The organism is Amycolatopsis australiensis (assembly GCF_900119165.1).
In the GTDB taxonomy this organism is placed as follows: Bacteria; Actinomycetota; Actinomycetes; order Mycobacteriales; family Pseudonocardiaceae; genus Amycolatopsis; species Amycolatopsis australiensis.
On record NZ_FPJG01000006.1, the window covers coordinates 7,269,752 to 7,286,324 of the forward strand.

General features: G+C 72.4%; 13 protein-coding genes. 4 read left to right on the plus strand and 9 right to left on the minus strand.

Going from position 1 to position 16,573, the window contains the following annotated elements; genetic code table 11:
* Positions 1 to 103: 103 nt before the first annotated feature.
* Positions 104 to 4,615 (plus strand): RHS repeat-associated core domain-containing protein, encoded by a 4,512-nt coding sequence (locus BT341_RS34840; RefSeq protein WP_072480264.1) that lies wholly within the window; start codon positions 104 to 106, stop codon positions 4,613 to 4,615.
* 217 nt (positions 4,616 to 4,832) lie between these two features.
* On the opposite strand, the gene BT341_RS34845 is transcribed toward BT341_RS34840, so the two are convergent.
* Complete coding sequence (locus tag BT341_RS34845; protein ID WP_072480265.1) at positions 4,833 to 6,311, minus strand: FAD-dependent monooxygenase; 1,479 nt, start codon at positions 6,309 to 6,311, stop codon at positions 4,833 to 4,835.
* 254 nt (positions 6,312 to 6,565) lie between these two features.
* Positions 6,566 to 9,256 (minus strand): glycosyl hydrolase family 28-related protein, encoded by a 2,691-nt coding sequence (locus tag BT341_RS34850; RefSeq protein ID WP_084743110.1) that lies wholly within the window; start codon positions 9,254 to 9,256, stop codon positions 6,566 to 6,568.
* 227 nt (positions 9,257 to 9,483) lie between these two features.
* Here BT341_RS34850 and BT341_RS44885 point away from each other — a divergent pair, with 227 nt between their 5' ends.
* Both BT341_RS44885 and BT341_RS34855 read left to right on the plus strand, forming a co-directional pair.
* Positions 9,484 to 9,780, plus strand: a complete 297-nt coding sequence (locus BT341_RS44885; RefSeq protein ID WP_143168755.1) for a hypothetical protein — start codon at positions 9,484 to 9,486, stop codon at positions 9,778 to 9,780.
* A 25-nt stretch (positions 9,781 to 9,805) separates the two neighbouring features.
* Positions 9,806 to 10,372, plus strand: a complete 567-nt coding sequence (locus BT341_RS34855; protein WP_072482352.1) for a dihydrofolate reductase family protein — start codon at positions 9,806 to 9,808, stop codon at positions 10,370 to 10,372.
* A gap of 97 nt (positions 10,373 to 10,469) precedes the next feature.
* Here the strand turns inward: BT341_RS34855 and BT341_RS34860 are convergent, their stop codons facing one another.
* From BT341_RS34860 to BT341_RS34890, 7 genes are all read right to left on the minus strand, one after another.
* Entirely contained in the window at positions 10,470 to 11,468 is a 999-nt protein-coding gene (locus BT341_RS34860; RefSeq protein WP_072480267.1) for an RNA polymerase subunit sigma-70, read from the minus strand.
* A gap of 97 nt (positions 11,469 to 11,565) precedes the next feature.
* Positions 11,566 to 11,832 carry an ester cyclase gene (locus BT341_RS43900; RefSeq protein WP_218177805.1) on the minus strand — a complete coding sequence of 89 codons (267 nt, stop codon included), beginning with the start codon at positions 11,830 to 11,832 and terminating at the stop codon, positions 11,566 to 11,568.
* Between the two features lie 275 nt (positions 11,833 to 12,107).
* The gene (locus BT341_RS46205) at positions 12,108 to 12,257 is read right to left on the minus strand and encodes an alpha/beta hydrolase (RefSeq protein WP_218177806.1); all 150 of its coding nucleotides are present in this window, start codon (positions 12,255 to 12,257) and stop codon (positions 12,108 to 12,110) included.
* A gap of 51 nt (positions 12,258 to 12,308) precedes the next feature.
* Complete coding sequence (locus BT341_RS34875; RefSeq protein ID WP_072480269.1) at positions 12,309 to 12,755, minus strand: hypothetical protein; 447 nt, start codon at positions 12,753 to 12,755, stop codon at positions 12,309 to 12,311.
* Positions 12,756 to 13,208: 453 nt separating this feature from the next.
* Entirely contained in the window at positions 13,209 to 13,547 is a 339-nt protein-coding gene (locus BT341_RS34880) for a helix-turn-helix domain-containing protein (protein WP_072480270.1), read from the minus strand.
* Between the two features lie 733 nt (positions 13,548 to 14,280).
* Positions 14,281 to 14,946 carry a maleylpyruvate isomerase family mycothiol-dependent enzyme gene (locus tag BT341_RS34885; protein WP_072480271.1) on the minus strand — a complete coding sequence of 222 codons (666 nt, stop codon included), beginning with the start codon at positions 14,944 to 14,946 and terminating at the stop codon, positions 14,281 to 14,283.
* Between the two features lie 15 nt (positions 14,947 to 14,961).
* Positions 14,962 to 15,321, minus strand: coding sequence for a VOC family protein (locus BT341_RS34890; protein WP_072480272.1), 360 nt, complete (start codon positions 15,319 to 15,321; stop codon positions 14,962 to 14,964).
* 71 nt (positions 15,322 to 15,392) lie between these two features.
* On the opposite strand from BT341_RS34890, the gene BT341_RS34895 reads away from it, so the two are divergent.
* Complete coding sequence (locus tag BT341_RS34895; RefSeq protein ID WP_072480273.1) at positions 15,393 to 16,421, plus strand: sigma-70 family RNA polymerase sigma factor; 1,029 nt, start codon at positions 15,393 to 15,395, stop codon at positions 16,419 to 16,421.
* Positions 16,422 to 16,573 lie beyond the last annotated feature (152 nt).

The window sequence follows — 16,573 nt, forward strand, 5'->3', positions numbered from 1 at the left end:
GGCGTTGCTATCCTCCCGCCGAGTGATCGCCGGCCACCTCGGCCGCATGACGAAGTGATGCGGGATCCGGTGGAGACGCCCGGCCCGGCAGAAAGGTCGCGTAGTGGGAAACCCGCTCGTCGCGGAAACCAAGGACTCCACCACGGCGTATTCCGGCATTTCCCTGCTGGAATCGGCCAACGATCTCAAGTCGGCCATCGAGAGCGGTGACTGGGCGTCCGTGGCGATGGGTGCCGTCGGGACCGCGCTCGACGCGTTGTCGATGGCGATGGACCCCTTCGGCGCCATCCTGGCGGCCGGGGTGGGCTGGCTGATGGAACACGTCGGCCCGCTGAAAGAAGCCCTCGACGGTCTCACCGGCAACGCCGACGAAATCGCCGCCCAGTCCGAAACCTGGAAGAACATCGCCACCGAGCTCGGCAGCATCGGCGAAGACCTGACCGGCATGGTCAAGACCGACACCGCGTCCTGGACCGGCCCCGCCGCCGACACCTACCGGCAGCGGGCCCAGGACACCGTCACCCTCCTGGAAACCGCCCGGAAAGGCTGTGAAGGCGCTTCCAGCGGCGTCAAGACCGCCGGCGAAGTGGTCGCGGCCGTGCGGGCTCTGGTGCGCGACATCATCGCCGAACTCATCGGCCACCTCATCAGCTGGGCCCTGCAGGTCGTGTTCACCCTCGGCATCGGGCTGACCTGGGTCGTCCCCCAGGTCATCGGTGCCGTCGCCAAAACCGCCTCGAAAATCGCCGACCTGACCAAACGCCTCGTCAAAGCCCTCCAGGCCCTCATCCCGCTGCTGAAGAAGGCCGGGTCGCTGTTCGGCGACGCGGCCAAAGCACTGCGCAACATCAAACCCGGCAAAGCCGCGCCGCCGCCGAAGCACGCCGACATCAACGGCAACCCCAAAGGCCCGGACGGGCCCAAGGGCGACGGCACCACCCCCTCGGGCGCGAACGGCGACGGCACCACCCCGTCCGGCGCCGAGGACGGCCCCGGCAGGGGCCCGAAGAACGACCCGCCGCCTGCGTCCAAGGGCCCGGATGACACGTCGTCGTCGAACGGCGCGACCACGACCACCGGCGCCGGCAGGGGGCCGGGCGCCGAGGGTTCCGGCGGCGGCAAGGGCGGCGGCAAGCCGCGCGACCGCGGGCTGTCCGACCACAACCAGACGCCCAAGGAGAATTCCACCCCTGCCGGCTGCCGCCCGGGCAGCGGCGACCCGATCGACATGACGACCGGGCGGATGATGCTCGCCCAGACCGACGTGGAGATCGAGGGCGTCCTGTCGCTGCTGCTGGAGCGCGCCCACTTCTCCGGCTACCGCACCGGTGTCCACTTCGGACGGTCCTGGGCGTCGACCGCCGACCAGCGCCTGGAGACGACCGCGGGCCGCGTCGACTTCGCCGCCGAGGACGGCACGCTGCTGGTCTACCCGGTCCCGGGCGCCGCGGCCGTCGCGCCGGTCGAAGGCCCGCTGTGGCCGCTGCGGCGGCTCGGCGACGAGTACGTCATGGAGCAGCCGGACCTCGGCCGCGTCCTGCACTTCCCCGCCGGCGGGGACATCGGCTGGCTCTCGGCGATCTCCGACGCCGACGGCAACCGGATCGTCTTCGACCGCGACGCGCACGGCACCCTGCGCGAAGTGCGGCACTCGGCGGGGCACCGCGTCGCGGTGACCACAGTGGACGGCCGGATCACCGAGCTCGCCTCCGTCGGCGAGCGGGACGACGACCGCGTCACCCTCGCCCGGTTCGCCTACGACGAGCGGGCGAACCTGGTCGAGGTGGTCAACTCCTCGGGACGGCCGTACCGGTTCACCTGCGACGACGCCGGCCGCATCACCGGCTGGCAGGACCGCAACGGCTGGGGCTACGAGTTCACCTACGACGAACGCGGCCGCTGCGTCCGCGGCACCGGACCGCGCGGAGTCCTCAGCTACACCTTCGCCTACGACCGGGAAAACCGCGTCAACCGCGCGACCGACTCCCTCGGTCACACCACCACCTACGAGCTGAACGAAGACTTCCAGCTCGTGCGCGAAACCGACCCGCTCGGCGGCGTCACGGCCTACGAGTGGGACCGGCACGACCGGCTGCTCGCGGTGACCGACCCGCTGGGCCGCGTCACCCGCTACGGCTACGACGAGCACGGCAGGCGGACGTCGGAAACCCGCCCGGACGGCAGCGTGCGCAGTGTCCGGTACGACCGGCGTGGCCGTCCACAAGCGACGGTCGAGCCGGACGGCGCGGTCTGGGCGTACGAATACGACGACGCGGGCCGGCTCGTCGCGACCACCGACCCGGCGGGCGGGGTCCGCCGCTACGGCTACGGCCCGGGCGGCGCGCTCAGCTCGTTCACCGACGAAGAGGGCCGCACCACCGGGATCGAGTGCGACGCGCTCGGCAAGCCGCGGACGGTCCTCGACCCGGCCGGCGGGCGCACGTCCTACACCTACGACCGGCTCGGCCGCGTCGAGTCCGTCACCGACCCGGCGGGTCACACGACGAAGTTCGCGTGGACGGTCGAAGGCGAGCTGTGGAAGCGCATCGCGCCGGACGGTTCCGTGGAGCGCTTCACCTACGACGGCGAAGTGAACGCGATCGAGCGGACCGACGCGGCGGGCGCGGTCACCCGGACCGACTTCGGGCCGTTCGACCTGCCGGTGTGCGAGATCGCCCCGGACGGCAGCCGCACGCGGTTCGGCTACGACACCGAGTTGCGGCTCGTCTCGGTCACCAACGCCGCGGGCGCGCAGTGGCGGATCGACTACGACGCCGCCGGGCGGGTCGTGCGGGAGACCGACTTCGACGGCCGGGTCGTCACCTACCGCCGGGACGCCGCCGGCCAGCTGGTCGAAAGCGCCACCGGCGCCGGGGAGCCGACGACCTACACCTACGACACCCTGGGCCGGCTGACCGGAAAGCGGCGCGGCAACAGCGTCACGACGTACGCCTACGACGCCGCGGACCGGCTGGTGCGCGCGACCAACGCCGACGCCGACCTCACCCTGACCTACGACCGGCTCGGCCGCGTGGCCGCCGAGACGTGCAACGGCCGGGAAGTCCGCTCCGGATACGACCGCAGCGGGCTGCGGACCGTGCGCCGCACCGCCTCGGGCGTCACGAGCACCTGGACTTACGACGCGGCGAGCGCGCCGGCCGAGCTGAGCACGGCAGGCCGGTCGATCCGCTTCGCGTACGACGCGGCGGGCCGCGAGATCGGCCGGGTCTTCGGCGCCGCGGCGCTGGCGCAGACGTGGGACGCCAACGACCGGCTCCTCGAGCAGGTCGTCACGGGCCCGGACGGGCGGCCGCGGCAGCGGCGCGCGTACCGGCACCGGGCCGACGACGTGCTCGCCGGCGTGGACGACCTGCTGTCGGGCCGCCGCGAGTTCACGCTGGACCGGCTGGGCCGGGTCATCGGGCTGCAGCGGCCGGGCGGCAGCGAGCGTTACGCCTACGACGCGCTGGGCAACATCGCCGTCGCGGAGTGGTCCGCCCACCCTGCGGCGGGGCCGCGCGAGTACACCGGGACGCTGGTGCGGCGCGCCGGCGAAGTCCGCTACCGCTACGACGACCTGGGCCGCCTGACCTGGCGGCAGCAGCCGGGCGGCCCCGCCGGCTGGAGTTTCGGCTGGAACGCCGACGACCGCCTCGAGCAGGTGCGGACTCCGGACGGCCGCGAGTGGCGGTACGCCTACGACGCGCTGGGGCGCCGGATCGCCAAGCGGCTGCTCGGCCCGGACGGCACGGTCGCCGCCGAGACGGTCTTCGTGTGGGACGGGATCGTCCCGGCCGAGGAGATCGTCACGGCGGCCGGCGCGCCGGCGCGGGTCACGACCTGGGACTGGGAACCGGACCGGCCGGTGCCGGTGAGCGTGCTCGACCGGCGCGCCCGCGCGGACGGCGGCGTCGACGAGCAGTTCCACGCCGTCGTCGCCGACCTCATCGGCAGCCCGGCGGAGCTGGTGGACGAGTCCGGCCAGGTGGCCTGGCACTCGGCGCAGACGCTGTGGGGCGTGCAGACGGCGGGGGCGGCGCCGACGCCACTGCGGTTCCCCGGCCAGTACTACGACGCCGAGACGGGCCTGCACTACAACGTGAACCGGTACTACGAGCCGGAGACCGGGCGGTACATCAGCCCGGACCCGATCGGGCTCGGCGGCGGCACCAACCCGCACGCCTACGTCCGCAACCCGACCGGCTGGCTCGACCCGGTCGGGCTCAAGGGCCGCAAGGGCAAGTGCAAGGGCGGCAAGTCCAACAACCCGGTGCTGGCCAACAACCGCCCGGGACAGCCGGTGTTCCACGGCAACGCGAACGTGCCGGTCCAGGAGATCAACGACAAGCGGTTCGTCGGCCTGCTGGAGAAACTCGCCGGCCAGAAGGGCGAGGCCGGGCGCCGAGCGAAGGAACTGCTGAAGCAGATGCGGGAAGGCCGCGGCTGGCAGCAGACGGCCGGCATCCACCAGGGGGGCCTCGGCGGCGCGGCGGGCGGCGCCGACCCGCGGCCGCACATCACGGTGAACGTGGGGGGCCGCGGCTACCACGTCCACGTCGGCAAGTTCAACGGCCAGCTGTTCGCCCAGGACATCACGCCGAACCCGATCCGCTGACCGGTCCGTGGCCGGGCGCCGTCGGCGCACAGCGATTCGGCCTGGCCGAGGACTTGACGGGGATCCGCCGGGCGATGCCGAGCAGGTCCAGCCACCGCGCGCTGCCCGGGACCGCCTCGAAGCGGCGCCGGGCGACGCGCGGGAAGCAGGTCGTGATCGTGTCCTCCCGGCGCGGTTGACCACCCGGGTTCGCCGGGCTCCTCGGCCGGTGTCCGGATCAGGTTCTCCGCGCTGGTCCGCTGCGGCGATCGGGCCCGCTCGCGGGGCGAGCCGGCCTTCCGCCGGGTGACGACAGCGTGGTCAGCGCTTCGGGCAGGTCCGAGACGTCCGGCAGGCGGGCACCGATGTATCCGTCGGGCCGGACGAGCAGGGCGCCGCCCGGAGGGAGGCCGCAGCGCCCGGCCGGGATCCGCTCGACGCGCACCGGCCACGGCCCGGCGGGTTCCCAGGTCGAATCCGTGAACACGGCGAAGCCGCCGGTGCAGGCGTCGAGCGTCGACCGGCCCGGGGCCAGCCAGAAGTGCGGCATGCGGTGGCCCGGTTCGGCGGTCGGGACGTAGCCGGTCCCCGGCTCGGCGGGGTCTGGCGGCCCGAGCACGGCGTCGGAGCGGTAGGCGGTCCCGAGGACCAGGCCGAGCTGGGCGAAGTACTGCTCCGACCACGGCAGTTCGCCCGCCGGGGCTTGCCTGGCCAGCCGCGCGTTCGCCACGGCCTGCCGGAGTGTCCGGTGCGCGACCGGACGCCGTTCCGGCTCGTACGTCGCCGCCAGGCCGGGCCCGGCCCACCCGCGCAGCACGCCCGCGAGCTTCCAGCACAGGTTGTGGACGTCGGCGATCCCGGCGTTCAGGCCGAGCCCGCCGAGCGGCGGGACCGCGTGGGCCGCGTCCCCGGCCAGGAAAACCCGGCCGCGGCCGAAGCTCGAGGCGACGAACGCCGTCATCACCCACTGCTGGACGCGCTGCACGTCGACCTCGACGTCCGTGCCCAGGGCACGCGAGACGTGACCGGCCCAGCCGGTGTCCGCCGGTGTCGGGCCGAACCAGGCCCAGCCGCCTTCGGGATGGACCGGGACCAGCGAGCCGTGCGGGGTGAAGCAGACACCGGTGGGCTCGATGTGGCCCAGGTCGGCGTCGAACACGACGGTCGTGAAGCTGCCCAGCGTCCCGGGCCCCTCGGCGCCGATCCCGAGCAGGTCCCGGACGGTCGAGTTCGCGCCGTCCGCGGCCAGCAGGAACCGCGCGCGGACGCGGCTGCCGTCGCCGAGCACCGCGACGACGCCGTCGGCGTCCTCGGCCACGCCGGCCAGGGCCACCCCGAACCGGACGGGGTCGCCGGCCGCGGCGAGCAACGCCGGTTCCAGCCGGTCCTGCGACGTGACGACGCCGAGCGCGGGCGACTCGGGCACCGGGTCGTGGACGCCCAGCATGGGCGCGGACGCGAGGTCGGGACCGCACAGCGTTTCGCGGAAGCGGACGCGCCCGTACTCCGGGCCGAACGCCCGTGCGGTGATCGCGGCGTCGAGACCGAGGCCGCGGTAGATCTCCATCGACCGGACGTTGACCAGCCGGGACCGCGGGAACGGCGAGAGTTCGGCGCGTTTCTCGACCAGCAGTGTCCGCACGCCCCACCGGTCGAGCAGTGCCCGGGCGGTGAGCCCGACCGGTCCGCCCCCGACGATCAGCACTTCGGCATCCACCCGACCACCATCGCGGGCGCGGCGGCCGGGCGCAACGTTCGGCGGGGCAGCGGATCGGCATGCCGGTCACGGTGCTCGGCCGGTGGCCGTCCCCGACCAGCCGGAATCCGGCGCCGGTCGCCGCACCGTCCACAGTGGTCAGCGCCATCGCCGACCGGCACGTCGCCCGTGCTGGTCCTCCTCGGCGGGCTCACGCCGGCAGGGATGGGCCCGTGCGCATCCGCCGTCGATCCCGAAGCCGGCAGCCGGTGACGTCAGACCGGGATGGCGTGCTGGTTCAGGAGGTACCGGTGGACGAGGTCGACCTGGTCGTCGGGCAGGGCGCCGCCGATGACGGCGGCCGCGGCGAACGTGCCGGGGAACGTCTGGCCTCCGTTGCCGGAGGCGCCCAGGGTCGCCTGGTCGATCACGGCGTTGCCGGCGGTCGGGTGGCGGCGGGTGTCGTAGCGGCGGCCGTTGGCCCAGAGGTCGAAGACACCGGACTCGGGCTCGTAGCGGGCCGTGTACAGCGCCCAGTCGGTGGTCGAACTCGCCGCTCGCGCGGCGATCTTGCGGCCGACCTGCCAGAAGCCGCCGAACTGGCGCAGGGTGCCTTCGCCGACCGGGGCGGTGTCGATCACCGGGTAGCCGCGCTGGACGAGGAAGAGCGTGACCGCTCCGCTGCCCCGCATGGCCGGGAAGGTGTACCAGCCGCCGGTGAAGCGCAGCGCCGCCCGGCCGTTCACGGCGTCGGTTTCGTGGATCGCCGGGTTCCCGTGCAGCTGTCCGTGGTTTCCCCGCGGGCCGAGGTCGGTCAGCACGGTGATCGGCGTGCCGTCGGCCGGGGCCACCGGTTTTCCCCCGGAGCCCGGCACGGTCACCGAATCGGCCTGGTAGTAGCCGAGCAGGCCGGGCAGGCTCCGGATCGGGTCCGGACCCGGAGGCCGCGGCACCGTCCGCGCGGGCGGGACGAAGCCGGCGCCGATCCGGGCGGACGCGCCGGGCGACGCGTCCGTGCGCACCAGTTCGGGCCGCACCGGCGCCGGCCCGGTGAACGTGCCCTGCCACAACGGCCCGTCGACGGCGGCGATCGCGGCCAGCCCGGCCGACGTCGTGCTGGTGAACGACCGCTCGATCGAGCACCAGCTCGGCCCGCGCAGGACCGTCGCCAGCCCGCCCGCGGAATCGCCCGAGACGAGCCGGACGCCGACCGCTTCCGGCCCGGCAGTCCCCGCCTGGACGTCCCGGATCGCCAGCGCGAGGTTACGGCCGATGACCTCCTTCCCGATGCTGGCGTGGAAATAGCTGCCGACCGGGTTGGTGGTGTATTCGAAGTCGAAAGTCCAGTTGTCGAACTCTCCGGAGGAATTGATCAGCCGGACCACCGTCTCGCAGTCGTCTCCGGCGAACGACGGCTCGCAGAAGACGTCCCGCAGCGCGATCGTCGTGTTCACCGCCTTCACCGCGTGCCGGCCCGGGCTCGAGAACTTGAGGTCACGGCCGTAGGCCATCAGGGCGTAGGCGTAGATCGAAGCGTCGCTCTGCGCGTCGAACCGGCAGGAGTCGATGCGGACCGGGTAGGTGTTGACGATGTTGAGGCTGCTCAGGCCCTGGGCCCCGTACTGCAGGAGACAGTCGCGCAGCTCGAGGCCGAACGAGTGCCCGACGGCCACGCACTGGCCGTAATTGCTGTTCCCGGGCTCGGCCACCGTGCGACCGCAGTTGACGGTCAGCTTCTCCAGCCCGTTCGCCGCGGTCGCGTCCGTCGGGCCCGGCGGGTTGACCTGGAACAGCCCGTGACCGGTGCGGGCGGCGTCGGACATCCAGGGCACCTGCAGATCGGGCACGGCGCCGTCGAGGGCCTGGTCCGTCGTGGGTCCTTCGTTCATCGGCAGCACGCCGAACACGCCAGGGCCGGGGTTGAGCCAGTCGAGATCGGTCACCGCGGCCGTCTTCGTCTGCTGCGGGGTGCCGGCGGCGAGGTTCCGGTACTGCGCCACCGACGAGACGCGCAGCGCGGCGAAGGTCAGATCCGGCGTGGCCGGGAAGTCGTAGCGGTCGATCGCCGCGGACTGGCCGTCCGCGAGCGAAGTCAGCACACCCAGGTTGAACGACGCGTAGTGGTTCCCGGCGAACCGCACGTTCGCGCCGGGACCCGCCCAGCGGACGTTGAGCAGGTCGACGTCGGGCGAGACCTGGACCCGGCCGGCCCAGGCCGCCACCTCGCCGGTGGTGAAGTCCAGCTGCAGCGAACACCGCAGCACCGGCTCGGCGGCGTCGGCCAGCGGGACGCCGATCTCGCGGTACAGCCCGTCGTCCGTGGTGAAGCCGAACCGGACCGGCGCTTCGGGATGGTCGTCGGTGAGCCAGACACCGAACGGCGACGGCCGGGTGTCCTCGTCGACCAGCCCGAACAGCGGCACCTTCGTCTTGCCCCACGGGTCTCCGCTGTTGTTCTTGACGACGAAGTCCAGCGTGAACTGCTCCAGCCCCGCCCAGCCCGCGTAACCCACCCGGGGGCCGAGGGAAAACGGGGAACAGGGAAAGGTGACCGTGGCCGTGGCGTCCGGGCCGCCGGTCCGGTAGCCCCAGCGCTGCCCGGCGGCGGGATCGAGGACGCCGGCCAGGTCGGCCCAGTGCGCGACGCTCAGCGGCGCCGCGCGCGTACCGCGGAGCAGCCCGAAGACGAGGGGCGGGATTTCCTTGCGTGATTCGAGCACGGTCGTTTCCGGGCCGTCCCCGACGAAGCGCACGTTGGCCACGTCCACGATCACCGACCGCTCGAACTGGTACCAGTCCTTCGTGGCGGGCACGAGGATCGTCCCGCCCATCAGGTTCTCCGTGCCGGGCTTGGGACGGAGGTCGTCGACCGCGGCCTGGAAGGCGGCCGAACAGTCCTGCACGCCGTCGCCGACGGCGCCGTAGTCGAGAACGTTGACCACGACTTTGCGAGGTGTAGTCGTCATGTCCCGCACGCTACGAGCGCGGCGGACGGTGATCCGGGCGTTCGACGCCCTCGGCCCGATCGGCCGCCGGACGCGGCCCCATCGGCCGCCCGCACAGGCACGCCGGGAGTGGCGCCACGCCGGGCGTCATCGGCGAGCGGGAGGAGGGCGGCTTTCGCCTGCTGCACCGGCGTATGAGCCACGCGCACCTGATCGCGTGGCTCCGCCGCCGCAGCAAGGAAGACGTCATGACCCGCACCACCGCCCACGGCCAGGACCGGATCACCGAGGAAGCCGCCGACGCCGCGATCGAGCAGGTCTGGCCCGTGCCGTTCATCGAGTGCGAAGGCCGTGAACTCCGCTGCGGAGGCGGGGTTCAAGGTCCACTACCTGCCCGCCGCCGCACTGGTCAACGAGCTCGTCGGGGCTCCCGCGGCTTCGCATCACTGAACGCCGCGGCGCTCGGCCCGGAACGCCGGGGTTACCTGCGAACGCCGATGGCGGCACCGATCAGGTTTCCGCGCCGCACCCGTCTGTACGGGTGAGATCGACTCAGGGAAGGATGGCATGATGCGGAAGCTGATCTTCGGCATGAACGTGACCCTGGACGGCTACATCGCCGCGACCGGCGTCGACATCGGCTGGAGCGGGCCGCCGAGTGACGAGCTGTTCCAGTGGTGGCTCGACCGGGAGCGGGCGATCGATCTGACGCTGTACGGGCGCAGGCTGTGGGAGACGATGAGCTCCTACTGGCCGACCGGCGACGAGCAGCCGGGCGCCACCGCGGCGGAGATCGAGTTCGCGCGGAACTGGCGGGACACCCCGAAGGTGGTGTTCTCCTCGACGATCGGCGAGGTCGGCTGGAACTCCCGCCTCGTCACCGGCGACGCGGTCGCCGAGATCACCCGGCTCAAGGCCGGGGACGGCGGGCCGATGGGCATCGGCGGCGCCACGCTCGCCGCGGCGGCCATGCGGGCCGGGCTGATCGACGAGTACGCCCTGGCCACCTACCCGGTCCTGGTGGGCGGGGGCACGCCGTTCTTCACGGCGCTGGACAGCTGGGTGAACCTGAACCTCGTGGAGACGCGGACGTTTCCCGGCGGCGTGGTGCTGACCCGATACGAGACGAGGCGATGAGCACGGGCCGGCATCTTCACCCTCGGCCGTGAAGCAGCCCCGCCGGCCATGCCGGCGGGGCTGCTCATTCGGCGGGTGATTTCGGTGACGTATGCGATTACAGCGTCGGCGGCAGGTCCAGCCATGGTTTGCCGGCGGCGTCGAATCCGGTGAGCTCGGCGATCTTCCCGTCGACGACGTGCAGGACCGCGACGGCGAACAGCCGGTACTCCGGGTCGCCGGGGGTGCGGAGGTACAGCGCGGCGGCGGGCATGCGGTTGACCGTCGTGGTGATACCGCGCCAGTCGTCGTGGCCGTGCTGGAACAGCCCGCCGGAGATCCAGCCGTCGACCGCGTCCCCGGCCGTCGTGGTCACGGTGCCCGGATCGGGCAGCATCGCGAAGCGCAGGTCGTCGCGCAGCAGGGACGTCAACCCGGCGAGGTCGTTGCGCTCATGGGCGTCGATGTACGACCTCACCACGCCGCGCTCGTCGTCCGACAGCTCGTGAGTGGCGGGGCTCCGCCAGTCGAGGCGGCGGCCGGGCAGCTGCTCGCGCATCGTCACGCGCGCCCGCTGCAGTGCGCTGGTCACCGATGCGACGGTCAGCTCGAGGGCGTCGGCGGCCTTCGACGCCGGCCAGCCGAGGACGTCGCGCAGGACGAACACGGCCCGCTGCCGCGGCGGCAGGTGCTGGACGGCGACGATGAACGCCAGCTCGATCGTCTCCCGCGCCACCGCCGACTCCTGCGGGTCCTCGGGGAGCATCCGCTCGGGGTACGGCTGCAGGTACCGCAGCTCGAAGCCGAGGTCCGGCAGCTCGGCCGGTAGCGGCGTGCGCTTCTCGAGGAAGTCGAGGCAGACGTTCGTCGCGATCCGGTACAGCCAGGTCCGCAGGGCAGCGTGGCCCTTGAACGACTCCCGCTTGTTCCACGCTCGCAGGAACGTCTCCTGCGTCATGTCCTGGGCGTCCTCGTAGCTCGCGAGCATCCGGTAGCAGTGGAGCTGCAGCTCACGTCGGTGGCGTTCCGTGATGAGCGCGAACCGCGCTGGGTCGCCCGAGCGGGCCACCGCGATGAACGCGGCCTCGTCGGCGCCCAGCGGTCTGGCCTCGGTCATGGTCGTCGATCCTTCCATCGCTGCGCGGGGGCTACCAGAACTGACGACGTGGGGACCGATTTCTGATCGGTGAAGGCGCGCCCCGGGTTCGCGGTGCTCACCGTGCCTTGAGCTGGGTGAGGAGCTGCAGCGTGTCGGAGTTGAGCCAGTACTCCACGAACTTGCCGCCGTCCATGCGCAGCGTGTCGGTGCCGGTGGAGGTGACGATCGTGCCGGGCTGGGCCTTGGCCCCCGGGAAGCCGCCGGCGTACGTGCCCGTGGCCGTCCAGCGCAGCGACGCGTGACGTCCGGCGACCAACGGCTCGACCTGGACGGTGAAGCGCAGGTCGGGGAAGGCGGCGCGGGTCTGGGCGATCCAGTTCACCAGCCCGTCCGCGCCGCGGCTGCGGCTGCCGTCGCCTCCGTCCAGGAGGGCGGCGTGAACGGCGAACTCGGATGCCCGGCGCCTGGGAGTAGCCGCCGTTCCAGAGGCGGAGCCAGGCGTCGAGCATCGCTTTCGGGCTCTTGGCGGGTACCTGGTGGTCCGTGACCGGCTGGGTGGACGCTGCGGCCGTCGTCCCGCCGATGGCCAAGGACGGCGGCGACGAGCAGGCGGATCCGGGCGGTGGTCATGGTGGTTCCCCGCATTCCGGGGGGATGTCAGTCGGTGCAGGTGGTGCCGGGGGCGGGCAGGGCGCGGGTGGTCCGGTAGCGGTTGGCCGCGTCGCGCACGCACCGAGACAGCAAGAACATGCTGTAGTCGTCGTCTTCGCGGCTGAGGACGACACTGCCGGGCAGCTGTGCCGCCATGGGCGACGCCCGCGCTGTGCGGGACGAGCGCCTGGTGGGTGGACTGCACGATCAGCGCGGGCGGCGCCCCGTGGACGGGCTTTCCGGCCGCGACGGGCGCCGGCGCGCGGCGAGGGACCAGCCGGCCACGCCCAGGCACCCGGCCATCGGCACCGCGGGCACCAGGAACATGGGTATCGAACCGACGAAGACGGACGAGCCGAGGTCGACGATGTCACCCCACGCTCCGAGCAGGCCACCGGGCAGGGCCATCAACGCCGCGGTCGCCCGGGTTCGCCCGCTCGGCGGCACCGCGTGCACCTTCTTCACGTCCGACACGGCCGACAACCCGGCAAGCCAGCCGATCAGCCCGCCGATCAGCCCCGACCACAGCCGGGGCTGGGACAGTCCCGGCTCGGCCACCAGGAACAGGACCCCGGCGAACCAGTACAGGACGAAGAACACCCACGTCGCGTAGCAGGCCGCGCCACGCCAGCTCTCGATCCGGAAGAAGAGCATCTGTCACCGTCGAGGACGTCGTCCGGCCCGTTCCGGGCGGACACCGTGAGCCAGGAATCCCCTCATCGGCTCACTGTAGAGCGAGCACCGTCGGGTGATCCGCAGAACGCGGGGTCCGGCGGGCCGCGCCGGAGTGGCTCTCGCGCAGCATCAGCAGCCGATGACCACCCTCAGCGTCGCGGTCAGGCCGTGGACGCCGAGCGCGGTGGCCACGGAGCCGCGGGCCAGCGCCCGGCCGCCGACCGCATGCAGAGCGTCTGCGCGAGCAGCTCATCCCGCTGGTGCGTGGCCCCAACCCAGAAGGCGCACCCGCGCGGGCGGCACTGTGCGCCTCCACCGTGCTCTGACACGCTCCGTACTACGGTTCCCCGGCGTCGCACTCGGCCGCGAGGAGAACGGTGGGTCGGCGCCGCAGTGCTGCGAGCGCCGACCGAAGCGGTCTCGCGTACCGAGTCAGTCCACGGTGTCGAGGCGCCGGGACTGGTTGAGGCGCTGGGCTTCGTGGAGCTGGTCTTCGAGGGTGACGATGCGGCAGGCGGCGTCGATGGCGGTGCCCTGGTCGACCAGTTCCCGCACGCGGGCGGCCAGGCGCAGCTGGTGGCGGGAGTAACGGCGGTGCCCGCCCGGGGAGCGTTGCGGCGTGATCAGGCCGGCCTCGTCGAGGCTGCGCAGGAATCCTTGGGTGGTGCCGAGCATGTCCGCGGCCCGGCCCATGGTGTAGCCGGGGTAGTGCTCGTCGTCGAACTTGTCGGCCGCGCCGGGCGTGGCCGGTCCTTCTTGCTCAGGAATCATTCCACCTCCGCATCACAAAGGACCCCGGGTGCCGTGCACGGCACCCGGGGTCCTCAAGGGTTGGGTTTACACCATTGTCAACCGGCGCGACCGCCGGCTTCCTGCACCCGCGCCCGGCCGAAAGCCGGATCACGCGGGGATCGCTCATTCGTGACCGAGCACCACCTCCGAACTCGATGGAACTACGGCACCCGCGCGGCACTACTCCGCCGCCGCGGGCGATCCAATGATGGTTCCCGTCCCTTCTTTCCGGTGTTTTCCACTTGCTGGGTACTGCTACTGCCGCGAACGTCACCGACGGGAACCCTTCCACTGATCGGTCCCAGCACGCTGACGCCGCTGGTCACTGCCCGGAGCCCCGTCCACTGATCGGCCCCGGCCACCTGACCGGTCCTGCAACTGCACAAACCTGCTTCCGATCACCAGCCGGAGCCTTGTTCCTCGATCGGCCCCGCACTGCCTGACCGTCTTGTCTCACTTCGCGGGTAGTTACGTCCTCTCCCGCGCCTGCTTGACGTTGTCTTTCTCGGTACGACCAGAACACTACACACACCCGGCTTCGAATGTCTACTTCAGCCGGCACAGATTTTCTCGGCGTGTCGGACGGCGGTGCCCGCGGCCGGGCGCGATGTCGTGCCGGTGACCGAGGATCGGTCCGCCGCACCGTCATCGACTTGCTCACGTCCGCCGAGATCGCCACTGCCGGCCGGGTCGCTGCCACGCCGGGTCATGGTCACCGCGTCGTGCCCTGGTCGCGCAGGATGGCCACTCCGTCGCCGTCGAGTTCGTCGAGGTAGCGCGTGCGGCCGGTCATCGCCATGATCAGGGCCAGGGTGGTGCCGGACACGAGCGGTCCCGATCCGGTGTCGAAGGGGCCGTCGGTGGCCGTGAGCCGCAGGCCGCGAACGCGTCCCTTGGCCAGGACGACGAGGTCCGAGCCGCGGTAGTAGTCGGCCACCGTGGTCAGCGTGGCGATCGGGTAGTCGCGGCGGATGTCCAGCGGCCGGCGGATGTCCTCGCCGTGCACGATGGTTTCCCCGAGCATCGCCACGGCCGGCAACGGTGGTTTGGTCGTGCTGGTGAGCACGCGGCGGAACCGGGCGAGCGTGTCGGCGGGGGTGGCCCCCAGCTGCTCGGCCAGCCGCATGGCGACCTGCCGGTCGAAGTCGAACCGGCAGCGGATCACCCCGGCCATCCACCGCACGGCGTTGAGGCTGGCGCCCGCTGTCAGGTGGGCCAGCACCTCGCGGACGGTCAGCCCCTCGCACAGCGACGGCGTGGCCCATTGCCGGTCGGTGCACTCGGCGAGGTCGGCGGCCAGTGCGGCCCGTTCGGCGTGGATCTGCGACCACGTGCCGGTCGCGGCGCGGCGGCGGGTGGCCGGTTCTGGCTGGTTCATCGGGTGACGCTCCTGTCAGCGGCTGATCAGCCCGACGTGGTTGCCGTCGGGGTCGGTGAACACGGCGATGCGGCTGACGGGCGTGTCGACCGGCGCCAGCACGCGGGTGCCGCCGAGTTGCTCGGCGCGGGCGAGGGCGGCGTCCACGTCGTCGACGGGGAAGTACGCGACGAAGCCCACATACGGACTGTCCGGGCCGGCTTGGCCGATCCCGCCGGCCGGCCGGCCGTCCGCGTCGCCGACCAGCGCGTAGGTGTCGTCGAGGACGTTGCTCGGCCAGCCGAACAGGTCCTGGTAGAAGCGCCGTGCCCGCGCGGCGTCCGGGGTCGAGATGTCGAACCAGGCGGGCCGGTGCGGGTGTTCGGGCGGGGTCATGAGCAGCCTCCGGAGCGGTTGACGTGGTCGTTCACGGGTGAGACCGCGGCCGTGGGGCAGAATCGTCGCTTGTGGACGAAGTTTTTTCCGGCCCGGCCACGGGAGAGGCCGACCTGGCCCGCGCCCGTGGCGGGGACGACGCCGCGTTCGCCCGCTTGGTGACGCCGCTGCGTCCGGAGTTGCACGCCCACTGCTACCGGATGCTCGGCTCGGTCCACGACGCCGACGACGCCGTGCAGGAAGCGCTGCTGCGGGCCTGGCGAGGGCTGGCCCGGTTCGAGGGCCGCAGCTCGCTGCGCACCTGGCTGTACACCGTGGCCACCCGCACCTGCCTGGACCTGGCCGACGCGCGGGGGAAGCGGGCACTCCCGGTGGACCTGGGCCCGTCCAGCGAGCGTGCGGTACTCGACCAGCGCCCCCGCACCGACCTGGCCTGGCTGGGCCCCTATCCCGACGCCGGGCTCCCGGACGGCCCGGCGGACACCCGCTACGAACAGCGCGAGGCGGTCGAGCTGGCGTTCGTCGCGGCGTGCCAGCACCTGCCGGGCAACCAGCGGGCGGCGCTGCTGCTGTTCGACGTCCTCGGGTTTTCGGCCGCCGACATCGCGGCCATGATGGCCACCTCGACGACGTCGGTGAATTCGGCGCTGGCCCGTGCGCGCCGGATCGTCGCGCAGAAGGTCCCGGACCGGACCCAGCAGCGAACGCTGCGCACGATCGGCGACACCCGGCTGCGGGAACTGGTGACCGGGTTCGCCGACGCACTGGACCGCGGCGACACCGACGCCCTGGTCACGCTGCTCACCGAGGACGTCACCTGGTCGATGCCGCCGCTGCCGCAGTGGTACCGCGGCATCGCGGCGGTCACCGATTTCGCGGTCGAAGTGCCGATGACCCGCTGCCCGAGCTGGCGGTACCGGCTGACCGGCGCGAACGGCCAGCCGGCGATCGCGTTCTACGTCGGGGCCGACGCCGCCGGCCCGCACGAGGCGTGGTCGATCACGGTGCTGTCCGTGCGCGACGGCCGGATCGCCGAGATCACGTCGTTCCTCGGCGCCGACCACTTCCCGCCGTTCGGACTGCCCCGGTCACTCCCCTGATCCGGAAACCCGTCGCCCACGCCGGCCCGTCAGCACGCGCATGTTCGTGGCCGGCGACGCCTTGCTCGCCGGTCACCGATCATCAGCACCCCAGGATCCGGCGCAAGAGGCCCGGCGTGGCCGGAGCACCGGCAGGCAGGGCCCGGACCTCC